The sequence below is a fragment of the Anabaena sp. EIM26 genome (genome assembly GCF_057568715.1).
The window spans coordinates 3,390,927-3,409,518 of sequence record NZ_CM172472.1 but is presented as its reverse complement, the minus strand read 5'-3'; the positions used below and the strand labels follow the sequence as shown (position 1 = coordinate 3,409,518).

Sequence of the window (18,592 nt, the reverse complement as noted above, 5' to 3'; positions counted from 1 at the left end):
TTCAGCATATTTGCTTGGGAACAATGAATTATCTCTCTGTCAACTGGATTGCCAAGAGATTCGGCAAGGTGTCGCTACAAACCTTGTTGATTGTGCCATTTGTACTGCAAACGGTGGGAGTTGTTGCACTAGTAGGTTATTTGTCATACCGCAGCGGAAAAGTGGCAGTAGAAAACTTAGCAGATAAGTTGATGGATCAAACAGCGCAACGGATTAGCGATCGCCTCAACACCTCCTTGCAAATTCAACAACAAGCAGTGGCAGTCAATAACCCCAATACCCAGCCTTTTGCCTCTGCTACTAAGTTGTCAGATATCAGTACATTTTTGAACCAGCTAAAATTCTCACCTTCAGGACAAACTTTTATCCTAAATCGTTCTGGTGATTTGGTTGCCACGTCTACCCTAGAAATACCCTTGATCAAGCACGACAAGAAACCACCGATACGGTTGCCGGCTACCCATAGTCAAGATGCCCGAACAAAGGCAGTTGCGGCACAACTACAGCAGAAATATGGTGATTTCCAGCAAATTCGAGCTAGTCAACATCTTAAAGTAGCGTTTAGAGAAGAAATACTGTTTGCCCACGTTGATCCTTATGGAGATGAATACGGTCTTGATTGGTTGGTGGTGACAGTCATTCCCGCGTCTGACTTTATGGGAGAAATTCAAGCAAATACCAATTCCACAATTGTATTATGTGGGTTGACATTATTTGCCATCACTGGCATGGGAATACTTACAGCAGGTTTGATTACTCGACCAATTATTCAGCTAAGTCGAACCAGTCAGGCTTTAGCAGATGGAAAATGGCAGGAACCTTTACCGGAAAATGAAGTAATAGCAGAGTTGCAAATTTTGGCAATATCCTTTAATCGGATGGGTGAGCAACTCCAAAAAGCTATTCAAAAATCAGAAGAAAAATTTGCAAAAGTACTTTGTGCTAGTCCCGATCCTATTACTATTATCAATCTTAAAAATGGAATTTATTTGGCTGTAAATGACCAATTTCTTACCCTCACCGGCTATACCAATGAGGAAGTAATCGGTCATACAATAGATGAATTAAATTTGATAGTTCATTCCCAACAAGCACAAGAAATTTACCATCAGTTACAAACTGAGCAGACAATTCACAATTATGAAATGGAGTGGCGAAGCAAATCAGGAGAAATCAAAACTGGATTGCTCTCTTCAGAGTTGATCGAGCTAGAGAATGATATATTTGTGCTTTCAGTTTTTAAAGACATTAGCAATGTCTATAATGAGCTTCGTTTGCGCCAAAAAGCTGAAGCAGAGTTACGCGAAAGCAATCACTTTATCCAACAAGTTACGGATTATTCACCGCAAATTTTATATATTTTGAACCCAATTACTTGGGCTAATCTATATGTAAATCGTCAGTCTCTAGAGATTTTAGGCTACACACCTGAAGAGTTTTTGCAAGGGGGTTCTCAGTTTTTCTTAGATATCTTGCATCCTGAGGATTTGCCTTTGCTATATCGAAATATGGCTCACTGGAAAATTGCCCATGATGGGGAAATTTTAACTACTGAATATCGGATGCGGCATAAAAATGGTTCTTGGTGTTGGTTGCGATCGCGTGATGTGGTTTTTGCTAGAGATGAAAATAATCAAGTGATCAAAATCTTGGGTACTGCCCAAGATATCAGTGAACGTAAACAAGTCGAAGCTGCCCTAGAAAAAGAATTAATTCGCACTAGAACACTTTTTAATACTTCCTTTGATGGTATTGTTCTTATAGACAGCAAAGGTAAAGTATTAGACTCTAATTTAAGCTTTGCTAAGATGCTCGGCTATACTTTAGAAGAAGTTAAAACTTTGCATATTTCTGATTGGGATGCTAAATGGACAAAATCAGAAATTCAAAAGGGAATTGATGAATTCAAGCTCAAAAAAAGAGTCTTATTTGAAACTCGCCATCGTCGTCAAGATGGGTTGATCTGCGATGTGGAAGTCAGTGCCAACAGCGTAAATTTGGATAATGAAATAGTACAGTTCTGTATTTGTCGGGATATCACCCAACGTAAACAGATAGAAGCCGCTCTACAACAAGCCCACAATCAGATTACCTTCCATATTGAAAATACTCCATTGGCCACTATTATCTGGAATGATCAATTTCAAGTTCAAGAGTGGTCAAAACAAGCTGAAAAAATATTTGGTTGGAGCGCAGCAGAAGTATTGAATAAAAATATGCTCGATTGGCCGTTTATTTTTGAGGAAGATTTAGAGCAAGTAAAACTTGAAGCAGAAAGATTAATAAGTAAAGAAAGCAGAGGTATTCGTAATAATCGTAATTATCGGAAAGACGGTTCTGTAATTCACTGTCAATGGTTTAACTCAACTCTTCTAGACGAATTTGGTAATCTGATTTCTATTCTATCTTTCGTCCAAGATGTGAGCGATCGCGTTCAAGCTGAATTAGAACTCCAACAAGCAAAAGAAGCCGCAGAAGCTGCAAACCAAGCCAAAAGCGCTTTTCTGGCAAATATGAGCCACGAACTTCGGACTCCCCTCAACGCTATTCTGGGGTTCGCTCAACTCATGAATTGGGACTCTAAACTACTCCCAGAACATCAAGAACAGATCAAACTCATTTATAGCAGTGGAGAGCATTTACTTAGGCTGATTAATGAAATTCTTGAATTATCCAAAATTGAAGCTGGAATCATGACTTTGGATAAACAAGAGATTGATTTATTTGAACTGCTTAACTCATTAAATAGTATGTTCAGTCAGCAAGTAAGAAAGAAGAAATTGCAGTTACACCAGGAAGTTTTGCCAGAAGTTCCTCAATACATCACTGTTGATGCTCAAAAGTTGCAGCAGATATTGATTAATTTGATTGGTAACGCCATTAAGTTTACTCAAAAAGGTAGCATTTATCTATCTGTTTCCTTAGCAAATCAGCCCACAAAATCCAGTCCTGAATTTAATAACCTTTCCTACATACAATTCCAGGTTATTGATACCGGAGTCGGCATCGCTCCCCAAGATTTAGACATAATTTTTGATGCCTTTACCCAAGCACCAGCAGGTCAGCACAGCCTCCAGGAAGGAACAGGACTCGGACTCACAATTAGTCGTCGGTTAGTGCAGTTAATGGGTGGAGAAATTATCCTCAACAGTACCTTAGGAAAAGGCAGTACATTTCAGTTCACAATTCCCGTTGTGGTAATTACGGGAACCCATATAAAACCTAAAAAACCAACTCAAAGAGTTATAGGACTAGCCACCAATCAACCTAATTATCGGATTTTAGTCGTGGATGACCAGGCTTTAAATCGGCTATTTCTGGTAAAACTGCTCAGTAAACTGAAATTGGAGGTACGAGAAGCCATCAATGGAGAAGAAGCTATTTCTCTATGGCAACAATGGCAACCCCACCTCATCTACATGGATATTCGGATGCCAGGATTAGATGGGTATGAAGTGACGAAACAAATTAGAGCTATTGAGCAATCAGAGCAATCTACTATTATTATTGCCCTTACGGCTCAAGCTTCTAACGATGATAACGAAGAGCGCAGCCATCGCCATCTTGCCTTAGAAGCAGGCTGTAATGACTATATCAGTAAACCCTTTCGAGCCGAAACCTTGTTTAGCAAAATGGCTGAACATTTGGATATATGCTACACATACGACAACTCAGCACCACTCCCATTAGTCCTCAAGCCAGCATTAACGGCTGAAGATTTGGCAGTTATGCCTCAAGCTTGGGTGGTTGAACTCCGTCAAGCTTCGGTATCTTGTGAACAAACAGCAGTCGAGCAGTTGATTAAGCAAATTCCCCCCGAACACTCTTTTCTGGCTCTCAGTTTAGACCAACTCACCCAAAACTTTGCCTTTGAGCAGATTATGAAACTAGCACAAACCTATCTTTGTGGACATAACTTCTAAGCAGAGATAAGTTTTGGATTGTAGGGAGCAAGATATTTTTATTATTTAGGAATTTTTATGATATGATGGCTTGATAATTGGAATTTTTATGACGGGATGTGGCGCAGCTTGGTAGCGCACTTCGTTCGGGACGAAGGGGCCGCTGGTTCGAATCCAGTCATCCCGATTTTACATTCGCAAATTAGTGTTGTTTTTTGCAATTTAACCTCCATATACCTGAGGCCAAGTTGTCCACAGGAAAATTATTACTGCACCAACTGCTAATAAACCCTGAAGCAAATTACCTACCAACGTTCCTACAGTAATTCCTATACCGGCTTTAACTGCCTTTCCTAAATCTTTTTGATAAAGATATTCACCGACAATTGCACCTAAAAGTGGACCGATTAACATTCCCAAGAGTGGGCCACCAAATGGTAAAGCTGGTAATAAGCCAAAGAATCCTAAAAACAAACCCACAAACGCACCAATTTGTCCCCATTTACTAGCACCGGCTTGTTTAGCACCCAAGTAACCAGCTAGGAAATCAACTCCCATGCTCAGAAGTAGGACAACAACTGTAACAATTAGGGAAATTTTAATCGCTGCAAAGGAACTACTAACGATTCCCCAAATAATAATTGCAATTAAAATTAAGCTGCTTCCTGGAATGGCTGGAACTACGGAACCAATTACACCCACGAACATGACAGCTATTAATAACCAGTAAATAATTTGCATAATTAATTGCTCATAATTGAGGAGTTAGATAAATATTATCCATTACCCATTGTCACCGCTAATTTATCAGCGATTCCCGCAATCCAGGTTTCATCTTGTTTGGTGTAACTACGAGGAGCATTTGCTCCTAAAATTAGAACACCTTCTTTACCTATAGGTTGACAAATTACACCTTGTGTATTTTCTGGTAAATAATCAAATTCTATTTTGCCTGGATACACATATAAAGCAACTAGATAAATTGGTTTTTGTGTTTCCAAGACTCGTTTTAAGATTGTTCCGGGGATGACTTCAGATTTAGGAGCCAGAATACCGCGACGTAACAAAACTTGGCCTTGATAGTAAACTATGAGCGATCGCGTCACTGTATTGGTTAATAATAAACGGGATGCCCAAGCTAGTTCTGTTTTCACGGTTTCTGATAAATCTGGCGCTAAGAAAAAACCTTCTTCCCCAATTAGTTCTACTGTATCAGGCGATCGCGGTTGTACCTGCTGCCAAATTAAACCTGTTAAAATTAACACCGCACTCAAAATTACTCCCAACACATCCCCTCGTGCTTGAGAATTTGTCAGTTCCAGTGTTAACAACCGATTAATCAACAAAAGTACAGCACCTAAACCCCCAACTACCAAGGGTAAACGCCGCAAAACTCGATTTGGATCAGATTTGGTCATTAGTCAGTGGTAATTGGTAATTGGTAATTGGTAATTGGGGAAGAATATTTATCTTTCCCCTGTACCCTGCTTTTCCTCAGTCACCTGTCACCTGTCACCTTCTTCACTCTTCTCCCGCTTCTAGTATGCGTTGAAAAAGATAACCAGTACCTCTGGCTGTGAGAATCAGTTCTGGGTTACTAGGATCATCTTCTAATTTTGCCCGTAAACGGGAGATATGCACATCTACCACGCGAGTATCTACGTGGCGTTCTGGTGTGTATCCCCAAACTTCTTGTAAAATTTCTGAACGGGAAAAAGCTTCTCCAGAGCGACTTACTAACAATTCTAGTAAGCTGAATTCCATACCTGTTAAGCGAATACGCTCATCCCCTTTGTATACTTGGCGTTTATTCGTATCAATTTTGATATTGCCGACATGAATTACCCCAGAACTGGGAATACCTGTTGCACCTGTTTTATCTACTCTTCGTAATACTGAGCGAATGCGAGCTTCTAGTTCTTTGGGAGAGAATGGTTTAACTACATAGTCATCAGCACCTAATTCTAGTCCGGTGATGCGATCAGCTACGTCCCCTAAGGCTGTTAGCATGATTATGGGGACATCGGACTCCTTACGTAATTCTTGACAAACACCATAGCCATCTAGCTTTGGCATCATTACATCTAAAACTACCAAATCTGGTTCAGTTTTGCGAAATATGTCTAGGGCTTCTTCTCCGTCGCCAGCAGTTACTACATCGTAGCCAATCATGGAAAGGCGTGTTTCCAAAATCCGGCGAATGCTGGCTTCGTCGTCTACTACCAGGATTTTTTCTTTATGACTTTCCAAGTTTCCCTAAGCTCCCTAACTAAAATTTTACATGATGAATTTTAATACCATAATATTAAGATATCATTCCATCAACTGATTAGAAAAAACCTGTAAATACTACTCTGATTAGATTTCTGTTTTTTCTAAAACTTAAGAAAGAATTAAGATTCTTTAAGAAAAATTAAGCATGGCAAAGCCAAAAACTATATTCATTTGCAGTAATTGTGCAGCAGAGTTCTCCCAATGGTTTGGAAAGTGTTCAAATTGTGACACTTATGATTCTTTGATAGAACAGAATTCCAGCCCTTTTGGAGTGGATGTACCTAATCGGGGGGGAGTTGGTAATTGGCACGCTGCTCAAACTCACAATAAATCTAGTGCTAAATTAACTAAACCGGCTAAAGCAAGAGCTTCTCTGACATTTGATCAAATTAGCGATCGCCAAATTGCTCGTTGGGAATCTGGTTATGGTGAACTAGATCGGGTGCTTGGTGGTGGAGTTGTTCCTGGTTCAATGGTGCTAATTGGCGGTGATCCAGGAATTGGTAAATCTACTTTACTCTTACAAGTATCCAATCAATTGGCGCAAAAATACCGCATTCTCTACGTCACTGGGGAAGAATCAGGACAGCAAGTAAAATTACGTGCCTCTCGTTTGGGAATGTCAAAACCCTTAACTGTGATTACTGAGGAGAAAGCAAGCGAAGAATTAGAAATAAAAGAAACTAACGATTTACAAGAAATTACTGAAGTAGAAATCGATCCTGACAGTATCGGTGCAGACTTATACGTTTTACCAGAAACGGATTTAGAAGAGATATTACGAGAAATAGATTCCCTCAAACCAAACGTGGCAGTGATTGATAGTATACAAACTGTCTTTTTTCCGGCTTTGACCTCTGCACCCGGTTCAGTAGCCCAAGTTCGTGAATGTACAGCAGCCTTAATGAAGGTGGCAAAACACGAAGATATTACCATGTTAATTGTCGGCCACGTCACCAAAGAAGGTGCGATCGCCGGGCCAAAAGTTTTAGAACATTTAGTTGATACAGTATTGTATTTTGAGGGCGATCGCTTTGCCTCTCACCGATTATTAAGAACAGTAAAAAACCGTTTCGGAGCAACCCACGAAATTGGTATATTTGAAATGGTAGCGCAAGGATTACGGGAAGTTGACAACCCCTCAGAATTGTTTTTAGGTAATCGTGATGATCCCGCACCGGGTACAGCTATTGTCGTAGCTTGCGAAGGAACAAGACCAATAGTTGTAGAATTACAAGCTTTAGTTAGTCCTACCAGTTATCCTTCACCCCGAAGGGCTGGAACTGGGATAGATTATAACCGTTTAGTGCAGATTCTCGCAGTATTAGAAAAGCGAGTAGGGATACCCATGTCTAAATTAGATTCCTACGTTGCATCTGCTGGGGGTTTGAGCGTAGAAGAACCTGCTGTAGATTTAGGAATAGCGATCGCAATTGTTGCCAGTTTCCGTGACAGAATAGTTGATCCCGGTACTGTTTTAATCGGGGAAGTAGGCTTAGGTGGACAAGTGAGATCAGTGTCCCAAATGGAATTGCGGTTAAAAGAAGCAGCGAAATTAGGCTTTACAAGAGCGATCGTTCCCAAAGGGACAAAATTCCCCGATTTGAATATCGAGATTTTACCAGTATCCAAGGTAATAGATGCAATTATCGCCGCCATTCCCCACCAAGAACTGACAGAAGGAGATTTAGAACCTGACGAAGAAGATGAGGATGATTGATAACCTGACTGAGTTCGGAGTTTCTCCTATGCCTACGGTACGGCTTCGCCGAACGGAGACGCTACGCGAACGGAGTTATGATTTTTTTAACGAGAGAATAAGGGTTTGAAACTCCTACGGGGAGGGAATTTTCCACAAATTATATTATGTCGAACTCAGGTATAACCTGATCAATAGAGTCTGTTGAAAAAGTTGTTTATTGACAGGATTTAGTAGGGGTAAAGCGCATTGCTTAATGGTGTCAACTTAAGCTCAAATCCTGATGATATCTTGTTCCCAGTCTCCGACAGGGAATGCTATTACAGAGGCTCTGCCCCTGTTTTCATAGAGGGCGGAGCCTTCTAGAATTCATTCCCATAGTCTGTATGGGAACGAGGAAAAAGTTGTTTAGTAGGGGTTTGGCAATGCTAAACCGTAAGGATTCAGGAAAATTTATGAGAACTGGAAGCAAGTACTAAATAGATCAAAACAAATCATCTTGATTCGTAATTTTGTTTAATCCAGTTTTGGTATGTACCTGTACATACAGAGTCTACCCAAGCAGAGTTATTGAGATACCACCGAACTGTTTTTAACAGACCACTATCAAAATTTTCTTTTGGTTGCCAACCTAAATTTTTGTTAATCTTACTACAATCAATTGCATAGCGGCGGTCATGACCAGGACGGTCTTTAATAAAGGTAATGAGAGAAGAATATTGAAAATCTTCTTTAGGTGCTAATTCATCAAGAATCGCACAAATCTTTGCCACAACTACCAAATTAGTTTGTTCATTTACACCCCCAATATTGTATGTATCCCCAATACTTCCCTCTCTGAGAACAAGATAAATAGCCTCACAGTGGTCGCCTACATATAGCCAATCTCTGATATTTTGTCCATCACCATATATAGGTAAAGGTTTACCATTCAAAGCATTGAGAATAGTCAAAGGAATCAGTTTTTCAGGAAATTGCCAAGGTCCATAATTATTTGAACAATTAGTTGTTAAAGCAGGTAGTCCATATGTGTGATAGTAGGAACGAACTAGATGGTCAGCACCCGCCTTAGAAGCTGCATAGGGACTATTCGGCGCATAGGGTGTATCTTCTTTGAAGGCTGGATCTGTGAGACTTAATGAACCATATACTTCATCTGTGGATATGTGTAAAAAGCGGAATTTTTCTTGTTTTGATGATGTTAGCTTTTGCCAATAAAACTTACTAGATTCTAATAATTGAAATGTGCCTACTACATTTGTTTGAATGAAATTTTGAGGACTAAGAATTGAACGATCAACATGGGTTTCAGCTGCAAAATTGATTACTCCATCTGGCTGGTATTGATTGAGCAAATAACTTACTAACTCAAAGTTATTAATATCTCCTTCAATAAAACAATAGTGGGGATCATCCTGCACATCTGCTAAATTTTGTAAATTACTTGCATAGGTCAGTTTATCTAAATTAATGATATTAGCCCATTTTTCTTTTCTAGCTTGGAGGATAAAGTTAGATCCAATAAAGCCTGCTCCACCTGTTACTAATAGAGTAGGCATATCATCTTTTTTGAAGTTTGACATATAACCTGTTATATTCAGGACTTACGCAAAACAGAACCAAAGTAGGGGTAATTCATGAATTACCTCTACGAAAGAATAAGATTTTCAAGCACATTTTGCGTAAGTCCTAATATTCTATTCATTTGTTAAATTAAGCGTAAATTCGGCAATTTCAAAAATACGGATAATAAAGGAAATAAGGCATAAATATGTGTATTTTTCAAATGTAAAGCGCAGGCTAAACCAACAAAAAGCAAATAGGATTCCTAAAGTTTTTATCGTAATTAAACAGTCCTAATTTATCTCCTTAGATTATATTTATACGGAATTTTTCTACCTAACACCATCAGTAAAGATATTATACATAAACTTTGAATACAACTATCAGGTATAGAGCATTCTTACATAATTTTTATATGTATCTTTATAAACTTAATAATATATAGATAATTCCCATATCTCTATCTGAGAGGATTGTTCATAAGTCAGTCACTTAGAAACAAGTATAAATTATAGTAGGGCGAACGGACGTTCGCCCCTAACCGTCTACTTCATTTACCAGAAAAAACGTAAATAAATTACAAATCTAGGGTGTTGGTGACGGCTTTGTTGTCGGTGCTGGTTTGGCTGTGGGTGTAGCTGTTGGTGACGGTTTTGTTGTTGGTTTTGGTTTGGCTGTGGGTGTAGCTGTTGGTGACGGTTTTGTTGTTGGTTTTGGTTTGGCTGTTGGTGACGGCTTTGTTGTTGGTTTTGGTTTGGCTGTGGGTGTAGCTGTTGGTGACGGCTTTGTTACTGGTTGACTAATTATTTTCTTGGCCTCTTCATTCAACTTCTGACGAAGTACCAAATCAGCAATTCCAGTTTCCTGAAGTTGATTTTTTTTCTGATACTCCTTCACTAATTCTTCTACGCGGGGACTGTAAAATTGATCACGAGGTAAGACAGGATTTGGCTTGAGTACAGCATTCAAATTCCCTTGCAGAATTTGTACAATGTTGGCAGCAAAAGCTTGAGTTTTTGGGCCGACTTGACCATCAACACTTAACTTATAGCCTTTTTGAAACTCAGTAATGGCTTTTTTAGTTTCTTCATCTGTTAGTGGACTGTTTGTCACTTTGACGTTATAGCCTAAACCCCGTAAAACAGCACGGAATTCCTCTGGGTTATAATTACGCTGACGGACTGCAAAAGCAGTATCTGAGATTACTGCACCAACTGTCACTACACAGACCAAAGCTATGGTTGTTCCTGATTTTCCTAAATCACACCACATTATTAAAACTCCTTGAGATGAAATCAGCAAAATCCAAATGCTAACAAATGCATCTTAAGTTTCTTTAAGTTATTTTTTGCTAATTATTCATTAATTTTGATTAATTTGGAATCATCAGAATTATTAACTAATATAAATAAGTTGATCCTTTGATATCTATACAATGGTCTGGTTTTTATTAGCAGTAGTCATCACCAGTCCGTAGCTTACACCAAGAGTAAGAAATATCAAAATTCGGTATATTCCATAACTAGTAATGATTAAAATAAAATCCCGCAAGCAAAACAACCTATGGTTTGAAAGGTTAATGGCCATTACTGCTACTGTTAATTTAGGGTTAGTTTTGTTTGATTTAAGTTATGTACCTTGGCGGGATTTCTACTTCCGAAGAGTTCCTCAGATCACTCAGATATATGATCCAGTTAAAGGTATTGAAACTCATCGAGACACGAAAAAATATCTGGAAACAGTAGCTGCATTAGAAGAACAGGTAAGTCAAACAGGGTTAAACTCACCTGTGGTAATCGCCAAGCTAAAGGAAATTAACCGTCTCAGCAGTGAGATGATTGATAGTAACCCTTTTGCGGGTGCGGGTAAGAGTGGATCTTTGGAAAAAATTAAAAACCGGATGCGGGAACATATTGGCCAAGAATCTGCAAAACGCGCCTTTGCTACTTTTTGGAGTCCGGGGTATTTATCTAAAAATGGTTGGATTCAAGAAATTAGTTTTTTCAACCAGCGAATTCGCCCTTCAATGGCTACTAATTATTACCGAAAAATTGAGGAGAATGGGGAGTTTTCCGATACTTTTTGGTTAATTGATTTACCGTTTGTAGTAATATTTGGCTTGGAATTGCTAGGACGTACTTTTTATATCAAACGTCAAAATCCGCATTTAAGCCTGTTAGAAGCGATTTTGTGGCGTTGGTACGATTTATTTTTACTAATTCCTGTTTGGCGTTGGTTGCGAGTTTTACCAGTAATAATTCGTCTAGATCAAGCCCAGTTAATTGATCTACATTTAGTGAGGCGACAAATCCATCAAGGTATAGTGGCCAACTTTGCCGAAGAAATCACAGAAATAGTGGTAGTGCGAGTAATAAATCAAGTACAGGGTTCAATTCAGCGAGGTGATCTGACTCGGTGGCTTTTGCAGCCAGAAAAAGAGCGTGCCTACATAGATATTAATAATATCAATGAAGTGGAAGCGATCGCTGGACTGTTATTAAAAACCATTGTTAATCAAGTACTACCCAAAATCCAGCCAGAAATTAATGCCATTTTGAGCCACAATATCGAAACCGCTTTCCAGCAAATACCAGCTTATCGTCATCTACAGATGCTTCCAGGTGTGGGACAAGCACAAAACCAAGTCAGTAAACAATTAGTCAACCAAATTACCACTAACCTATATAGTGCCTTGGTTAGTGCCATTCAAGATCCAGTGGCAGCAAAACTTACTAACGAGTTAATCGAAAAGTTCAGCACGGTTTTAGGTTCCCAAATCCAGGAAAAACACGTAATTACAGAAATTCAAAGTTTACTCAACGACTTTCTCGAAGAAGTCAAAATTAACTACGTCCAACGTTTATCCCAAGAGGATATTGACCAAATTATTGAGCAAACCAGGCAGATGAGAAATAAAGCATCTGTCCAAACAGTAGTACATAGAGGCGTTCTCCCAGAAATCCGCGATAGGTAAAGGAGATGGGGAAAATAACTAATTCCCTATTCCCTGTCAACTTACTAATGACTAATGACTAACGAAAAAAATACGCTACACTCATGTTAGGGGCGAACCAACGACGGTTCGTCACAAGACTTCTTGGAAGATATCCCTATCGCAGGAAGTGGGTAAATGCCCACTTTTTTTATTGAATTCTCGCATGACTCATCCCTTAGTCCCACAAATTATTGAATTAGCCACACCAGTAGCAGAAGAACTGGGATTGGAAGTTGTTGGTATAGTTTTTCACACCAACCAGCGACCACCAGTTTTGCGGGTGGACATCCGTAATCTCCAACAGGACACTGGCCTGAATGATTGTGAACGGATGAGCCGTGCTTTAGAAGCCTCCTTAGATGCGGCAGAGATAATTCCAGATGCTTATGTATTGGAAGTATCCAGTCCTGGTATTTCGCGACAAATAGTGACCGACAGGGAATTTATTTCTTTTAAGGGATTTCCTGTAACTATCTCCACTTCTCCACCCTACGACGGACAGCAAGAATGGATTGGTCACTTGATTCGCCGGGATGAAACAACAGTTTACCTAAATCAGAAAGGTCGTGTAGTTGAAATTCCCCGTTCCCTAGTTACCAGGGTGCAGCTGGATGAGCGCCACTAATCGATTTTAGATTCTAGATTTTAGATTTTAGATTGGGGGTTTTAGATTTTTATCTAAAATCCAAACTTTAAAATCCAAAATTTTACTGGATGCTGACATAAAATTTAAGGAGATTGCTTATGTCAATGGTTACTTTACCTGGATTAAAAGAGTTAATTGAAAGTATCAGCCGCGAGCGAAATTTACCTCGTTTAGCAGTTCAATCATCTATTAGAGAAGCACTACTTAAAGGTTACGAACGTTATCGTCGCGCCCAAAATTTAGAGCGTAGACAATTTGATGAAGAATATTTTGATAATTTTGAAGTAGAACTTGATATTGAAGGAGAAGGATTTCGCGTTCTTTCTACAAAAACTATTGTTGATGAAGTTAGTAACACCGACCATCAAATTTCTTTAGAAGAAGTACAACAAGTAGCGCCTGAAGCCCAGTCAGGGGACTCAGTAGTACTAGATGTTACCCCAGATCAAGGGGAATTTGGTCGCATGGCGGCAATGCAAACCAAACAAGTACTAGCACAAAAACTGCGGGATCAACAACGGCAGATGGTGCAAGAAGAGTTCCAAGATTTAGAAGGAACTGTACTGCAAGCTAGAGTTTTAAGGTTTGAGCGTCAATCTGTAATTTTGGCAGTTAGCAGTGGTTTTGGTCAACCAGAAGTAGAAGCTGAATTACCAAAACGGGAACAGTTACCCAACGATAATTATCGGGCTAATGCCACCTTTAAGGTATATCTCAAAAAAGTATCTCAAGGTCAGCAACGAGGCCCTCAGTTGCTCGTTTCTCGTGCTGATGCCGGATTAGTAGTTTATTTATTCGCCAACGAAGTCCCAGAAATTGAAGATGAAGTGGTGCGAATTGTAGCTGTAGCAAGAGAAGCCAATCCCCCTTCCCGTTACGTAGGTCCCCGGACTAAAATAGCAGTAGATACCTTAGATCGCGATGTAGACCCAGTTGGGGCTTGTATTGGGGCTAGAGGATCTCGAATTCAAGTGGTAGTTAATGAGTTAAGAGGTGAGAAGATTGATGTAATTCGCTGGTCTCCAGACCCCGCAACCTACATCGCTAACGCCTTAAGTCCAGCACGGGTTGATGAAGTCCGCCTGATGGACCCGGAAACTCGGCAAACCCATGTTCTCGTAGCTGAAGATCAACTAAGTTTGGCTATTGGGAAAGAAGGACAAAATGTCCGATTAGCCGCCCGATTGACCGGTTGGAAAATTGACATTAAAGATAAAGCTAAATATGACTATGCCGCAGAGGATGCTAAATTTGTGGCTGTAAGAGCAAAATATCAACCGGAGGATGATGAAAATGAGATGGAGGAACTAGAAGATGAAAATCAAGAAGAATTAGAATTAGAGCATGATAATTTTGACACTGGGGAAGAAGATTAATCCTTAACTGTGGTTAGGAACTGTCTACTAACTGTCAAATGTCAAAATGGGCGAATCAGAATTAATTTTAGGGGATTATAAACTTCTGAACTGACTGATGAAACCAAACTATCGGCGTTGTATTAGTTGTCGCCGCATAGGACTCAAAGAAGAGTTTTGGCGGATTGTCCGCGTCTTTCCATCTGGAAAGGTACAATTAGATCAGGGCATGGGGCGTTCTGCCTATATTTGTCCCCAAACTAGCTGCTTACAAGTAGCTCAGAAAAAAAATAGATTAGGGCGATCGCTACATGGAACAGTACCTGAAGCAGTTTATCAGGAACTGAGTCAGCGTCTAGCCCAAAGCAATACCCAAAAAAATCACATTTAATTGGAACAACTTAAAGACGGTAATCTCTAGAGCAATTGTGATGAAAGCCAAACAATTGGCACTCTCATCACTCCCTCTGGTATCGTTGGGGTTAGTGCCAAAATAGTAAATGGGTAGTAGAAAGCAAGTTACTCTCCTTTCATTGAGAGAAATGACTAAGCAATACTCCCAACAAGTTTTACTCGATTGTGTTGTGGAAGACTCAGAATCAGCAAAACAAAAAACTCAAGTATGGCAACCTGGTAGCGCTTTAGCGCAGTTCGGCTTCAAGGCTGTCCATAAAAATTTTTTAAATCAAAAATTTTTGTGGGAATCAGTCAACCATCATTCCAGATGGGGATGCCAGAATTAAACCGAAACATCTCTCTTTCCTAATTGGAGGCACCGGCAACATCACCAAGGGCAACCTAAAAAACAGTGATCAAAGGATGGAGATGTCACAAACCAGGCAACCATCCGCTAAAACTGTAAATTAAAGGGGAAAGAGTGGATGAACAACGGCAAAGTTAGAATCTACGAATTATCAAAGGAATTGAATTTGGATAACAAAGAGCTATTAGCAATTTGCGACCAGCTCAACATCGCGGTCAAAAGTCATAGCAGCACAATCTCAGAATCTGAGGCTGAACAAATTCGTATGGCTGCGGAAAAACTCGCAGCTACGACTGTCTCGCCCAAAAAGGAATTAGGTACAAATAACCATAAACCAAATTCACCTCAAACTGGCGGACGTAACCGACCTGCTGCATCCCACAAACAGCAAATTTTGGAAATTCGCAAACCCAAAATATTGAGAAACACTACCTCCAACGCCCCAGAGGCGTCAATTGATACTAATAACCAAGCGGCTTCGTCTGATAGCCTGAGTGACATTCGCGATAGCGCGCAGGAGGCATCAGCCATGGCTAATTCTCCTTCACCCCCAAGGCCTTTCGCTACACCAGTCTCGCCCATGAAGCCGACGGCACCAACTCGACCTGTACCCCGGAATCAATCGGAGACTCCGCAAAAACCTAATATTGCGGAACCGGATCAGCCAACTAATAACGCCAATCCAGTAGGGGAAAAACCAGAAAAAGTGGTTGCCCCAAGAGCAAAACCAGAAAAAGCTCAAAAACCGCAGTTAGTTTCTCCGCCCTCAAGACCGTCAGAAGAAACCGAATCTGCCACTGAGCCGCTGGTTCCGGCAATCAAACCTGTCCTCAAACGGGAACGACCGACGCGGGGTGAAGACGAACGCGACCAAGCCAAGCCCAGAAGCAAACCAAACACAGATCAGAAGGTACGTTCAACCCCATCACCGCTCAAACCTGAACACAGAGCGAGTAGACCATCTGCGCCTGGAACATCAACGGATGTACAACGTCCTAGACCAGCGCGTCCTGGTGAATCGCCAGCTACACCAACGGCGACTCCACCAAGGCATATGGTAGGAGCAGGGGCGAAAAAAGAGGGATTAGATGATAATACCCCGATCGCACCTGATCTCCTGGATTTGAAACGCCCCACACCTCCTCGACTAGCCAAAGGTGGAAAAAAATGGCAAGAAGAGGAGATAATTGACGAAATTAAAGAAAAGGCGAAGATTGGCCCGAAAGGCAAACGAGTCAAACCCATCCTAGATGATGATTTTGAAGAAGACGATTTGCTGGATGAAGAGGGTCTGGAAATTCCAGCAACCGTCCAGGTAAGTCTTTCTATCGCACGTCCTCCTAAGCCCAAATCTACTCGACCTGCACAGCAACCAACATTAGTTGCTGCTGCTCCAACTACCAGAAATAATAAAAAGTCTGGTTCTTCTTACCGTGACAACAATCGTCGTCAACAAGAAGCAGAGGTCAAACAGGAACGTCCAGAAAAACTGGTTGTCACTGGGCCGCTGACAGTCCAAGAGTTGGCTGAAGGCTTGGCTGTTGCCGATACAGAGATTGTGAAAATCCTGTTTATGAAAGGCATGGCGGTAAGTATCACCCAAAATCTGGATATTCCGACCATTACCCTGGTAGCTAAAGAGCTAGAAGTAGAAGTCGAAATTACTGAACCAGAAGCAGAAGCCCGGAAAGTCACGGAAATGATCGACGTGACCGACTTGGAACACCTGATTCGTCGTCCACCAGTTGTGACGATTATGGGTCACGTAGACCACGGTAAAACCACTCTACTCGACTCAATTCGCAAAACTAAGGTGGCGGCTGGTGAAGCTGGCGGTATTACCCAGCATATCGGCGCATACCACGTGGATATAGAACATGATGGCAAAAAGCAACAAATTGTTTTCCTAGATACTCCTGGTCACGAAGCTTTTACAGCTATGCGGGCAAGGGGAGCGCGGGTAACAGACATTGCTATTTTGGTAGTAGCTGCCGATGATGGTGTCCGTCCCCAAACTATAGAAGCTATTAGCCATGCTCAAGCAGCAGGTGTACCAATCGTTGTTGCCATTAACAAGATTGATAAAGAAGGCGCACAGCCAGAACGGGTTAAACAAGAATTAACCAATTATGGACTGACGGCAGAAGATTGGGGTGGTGAAACAATCATGGTTCCTGTCAGCGCTATTAAGGGCGAGAACCTAGATACGTTACTAGAAATGATCTTGCTAGTAGCTGAGGTAGGAGAACTATCTGCTAACCCAAATCGTGTGGCTAAGGGAACAGTCATTGAAGCTCATTTGGATAAAGCTAAGGGTGCAGTTGCTACCCTGCTGATTCAAAACGGTACTCTCCATGTTGGAGATATGCTGGTAGCTGGTTCTGCCTTTGGTAAAGTCCGGGCGATGGTTGATGACAGAGGCAAACGAGTAGATGTTGCTAGTCCTTCCTGCGCTGTTGAGGTACTGGGTTTAAGTGATGTACCCGCAGCTGGTGATGACTTCGAGGTGTTCGAGAACGAAAAAGTAGCACGAACTCTAGCAAGCGATCGCGCCGACAAACAACGCCTATCACGTCTGTTACAAGGACGTGTAACCCTCACAACCCTTTCTGCTCAAGCCCAAGAAGGCGAGTTGAAAGAACTCAACTTGATCCTCAAAGGAGATGTTCAAGGTTCAGTAGAAGCCATTATCGGATCTCTCAAGCAAATTCCCCAAAACGAAGTCCAAATTCGGATGCTGTTGGCTACTGCTGGAGAAATTACCGAAACAGATATCGACTTGGCTGCTGCTAGTAACGCCGTCATCATTGGTTTTAATACCACTTTTGCCAGTGGTGCCAGACAAGCTGCTGATGAAGCAGGTGTAGACGTGCGGGAATACAACATCATCTACAAACTTCTGGAAGATATTCAAGGAGCCTTAGAAGGTCTTCTCGAACCAGAATTGGTGGAAGAACCCTTGGGACAAACAGAAGTCCGTGCTGTCTTCCCCGTTGGTCGTGGTGCGGTTGCCGGTTGTTATGTTCAATCAGGCAAACTACTTCGCAATTGCAAAGTACGAGTGCGTCGCGGTAGTAAGGTGGTCTATGAAGGCGTACTTGATTCCCTCAAACGGATGAAAGAAGATGCCCGTGAAGTCAACTCCGGTTATGAGTGCGGTATCAACATTGATAAGTTCCATGACTGGGTTGAAGGTGACATCATTGAAGCCTATCAGATGGTAACCAAACGCCGTACCCTCACCCTCACTAAGTAATGTTGAGTAGGGAGTGCTGAGTTAATTTATGAATGTTGGGTTGGCGTAGCTTTTAGTTCAACATTCAAACCTGAAACCTCAGCACTCTTACACCTTCAAACAACAAAACAGGAGGCAGGGGGAGCGCAGCCAGAGGCAG

Annotated in this window: 13 protein-coding genes and 1 tRNA gene; 9 read left to right on the top strand and 5 right to left on the bottom strand. The window is 41.1% G+C overall.

What is annotated here, in order from left to right:
* Positions 1-23 precede the first annotated feature (23 nt).
* Positions 24-3,923 (top strand): PAS domain S-box protein, encoded by a 3,900-nt coding sequence (locus AC012T_RS14885; protein WP_487059475.1) that lies wholly within the window; start codon positions 24-26, stop codon positions 3,921-3,923.
* Between the two features lie 92 nt (positions 3,924-4,015).
* Positions 4,016-4,089 (top strand) — tRNA-Pro (locus tag AC012T_RS14880).
* 35 nt (positions 4,090-4,124) lie between these two features.
* On the opposite strand, the gene AC012T_RS14875 is transcribed toward AC012T_RS14880, so the two are convergent.
* From AC012T_RS14875 to rpaB, 3 genes are all read right to left on the bottom strand, one after another.
* Complete coding sequence (locus AC012T_RS14875) at positions 4,125-4,643, bottom strand: DUF456 domain-containing protein (protein WP_487059473.1); 519 nt, start codon at positions 4,641-4,643, stop codon at positions 4,125-4,127.
* A 35-nt stretch (positions 4,644-4,678) separates the two neighbouring features.
* A complete protein-coding gene (locus tag AC012T_RS14870; RefSeq protein WP_487059472.1) occupies positions 4,679-5,320 on the bottom strand; it encodes a cofactor assembly of complex C subunit B in 642 nt (213 codons plus the stop codon).
* Between the two features lie 103 nt (positions 5,321-5,423).
* Positions 5,424-6,152 (bottom strand): response regulator transcription factor RpaB, encoded by a 729-nt coding sequence (rpaB, locus tag AC012T_RS14865; protein WP_438891085.1) that lies wholly within the window; start codon positions 6,150-6,152, stop codon positions 5,424-5,426.
* 169 nt (positions 6,153-6,321) lie between these two features.
* Between rpaB and radA the strand changes: the two genes are divergently transcribed.
* Complete coding sequence (gene radA / locus AC012T_RS14860) at positions 6,322-7,896, top strand: DNA repair protein RadA (RefSeq protein WP_487059470.1); 1,575 nt, start codon at positions 6,322-6,324, stop codon at positions 7,894-7,896.
* Between the two features lie 473 nt (positions 7,897-8,369).
* On the opposite strand, the gene rfbB is transcribed toward radA, so the two are convergent.
* Positions 8,370-9,458 carry a dTDP-glucose 4,6-dehydratase gene (gene rfbB / locus AC012T_RS14855; protein WP_487059469.1) on the bottom strand — a complete coding sequence of 363 codons (1,089 nt, stop codon included), beginning with the start codon at positions 9,456-9,458 and terminating at the stop codon, positions 8,370-8,372.
* Positions 9,459-10,023: 565 nt separating this feature from the next.
* Entirely contained in the window at positions 10,024-10,710 is a 687-nt protein-coding gene (locus AC012T_RS14850; RefSeq protein WP_487059467.1) for a peptidoglycan-binding domain-containing protein, read from the bottom strand.
* Between the two features lie 256 nt (positions 10,711-10,966).
* Between AC012T_RS14850 and AC012T_RS14845 the strand changes: the two genes are divergently transcribed.
* From AC012T_RS14845 to infB, 6 genes are all read left to right on the top strand, one after another.
* Positions 10,967-12,412 (top strand): hypothetical protein, encoded by a 1,446-nt coding sequence (locus AC012T_RS14845; protein WP_487059465.1) that lies wholly within the window; start codon positions 10,967-10,969, stop codon positions 12,410-12,412.
* 184 nt (positions 12,413-12,596) lie between these two features.
* Positions 12,597-13,058: a ribosome maturation factor RimP gene (gene rimP, locus AC012T_RS14840; protein WP_438891091.1), complete on the top strand. Its 462-nt coding sequence runs from the start codon at positions 12,597-12,599 to the stop codon at positions 13,056-13,058.
* A gap of 119 nt (positions 13,059-13,177) precedes the next feature.
* The gene (gene nusA, locus AC012T_RS14835; protein WP_487059463.1) at positions 13,178-14,455 is read left to right on the top strand and encodes a transcription termination factor NusA; all 1,278 of its coding nucleotides are present in this window, start codon (positions 13,178-13,180) and stop codon (positions 14,453-14,455) included.
* A gap of 97 nt (positions 14,456-14,552) precedes the next feature.
* Positions 14,553-14,825, top strand: a complete 273-nt coding sequence (locus tag AC012T_RS14830; RefSeq protein WP_323312969.1) for a YlxR family protein — start codon at positions 14,553-14,555, stop codon at positions 14,823-14,825.
* A gap of 151 nt (positions 14,826-14,976) precedes the next feature.
* On the top strand, positions 14,977-15,177 hold the full coding sequence (locus AC012T_RS14825) for a hypothetical protein (RefSeq protein ID WP_487059461.1): 201 nt from the start codon (positions 14,977-14,979) through the stop codon (positions 15,175-15,177).
* A gap of 138 nt (positions 15,178-15,315) precedes the next feature.
* Positions 15,316-18,453: a translation initiation factor IF-2 gene (infB, locus tag AC012T_RS14820; protein ID WP_487059459.1), complete on the top strand. Its 3,138-nt coding sequence runs from the start codon at positions 15,316-15,318 to the stop codon at positions 18,451-18,453.
* Positions 18,454-18,592 lie beyond the last annotated feature (139 nt).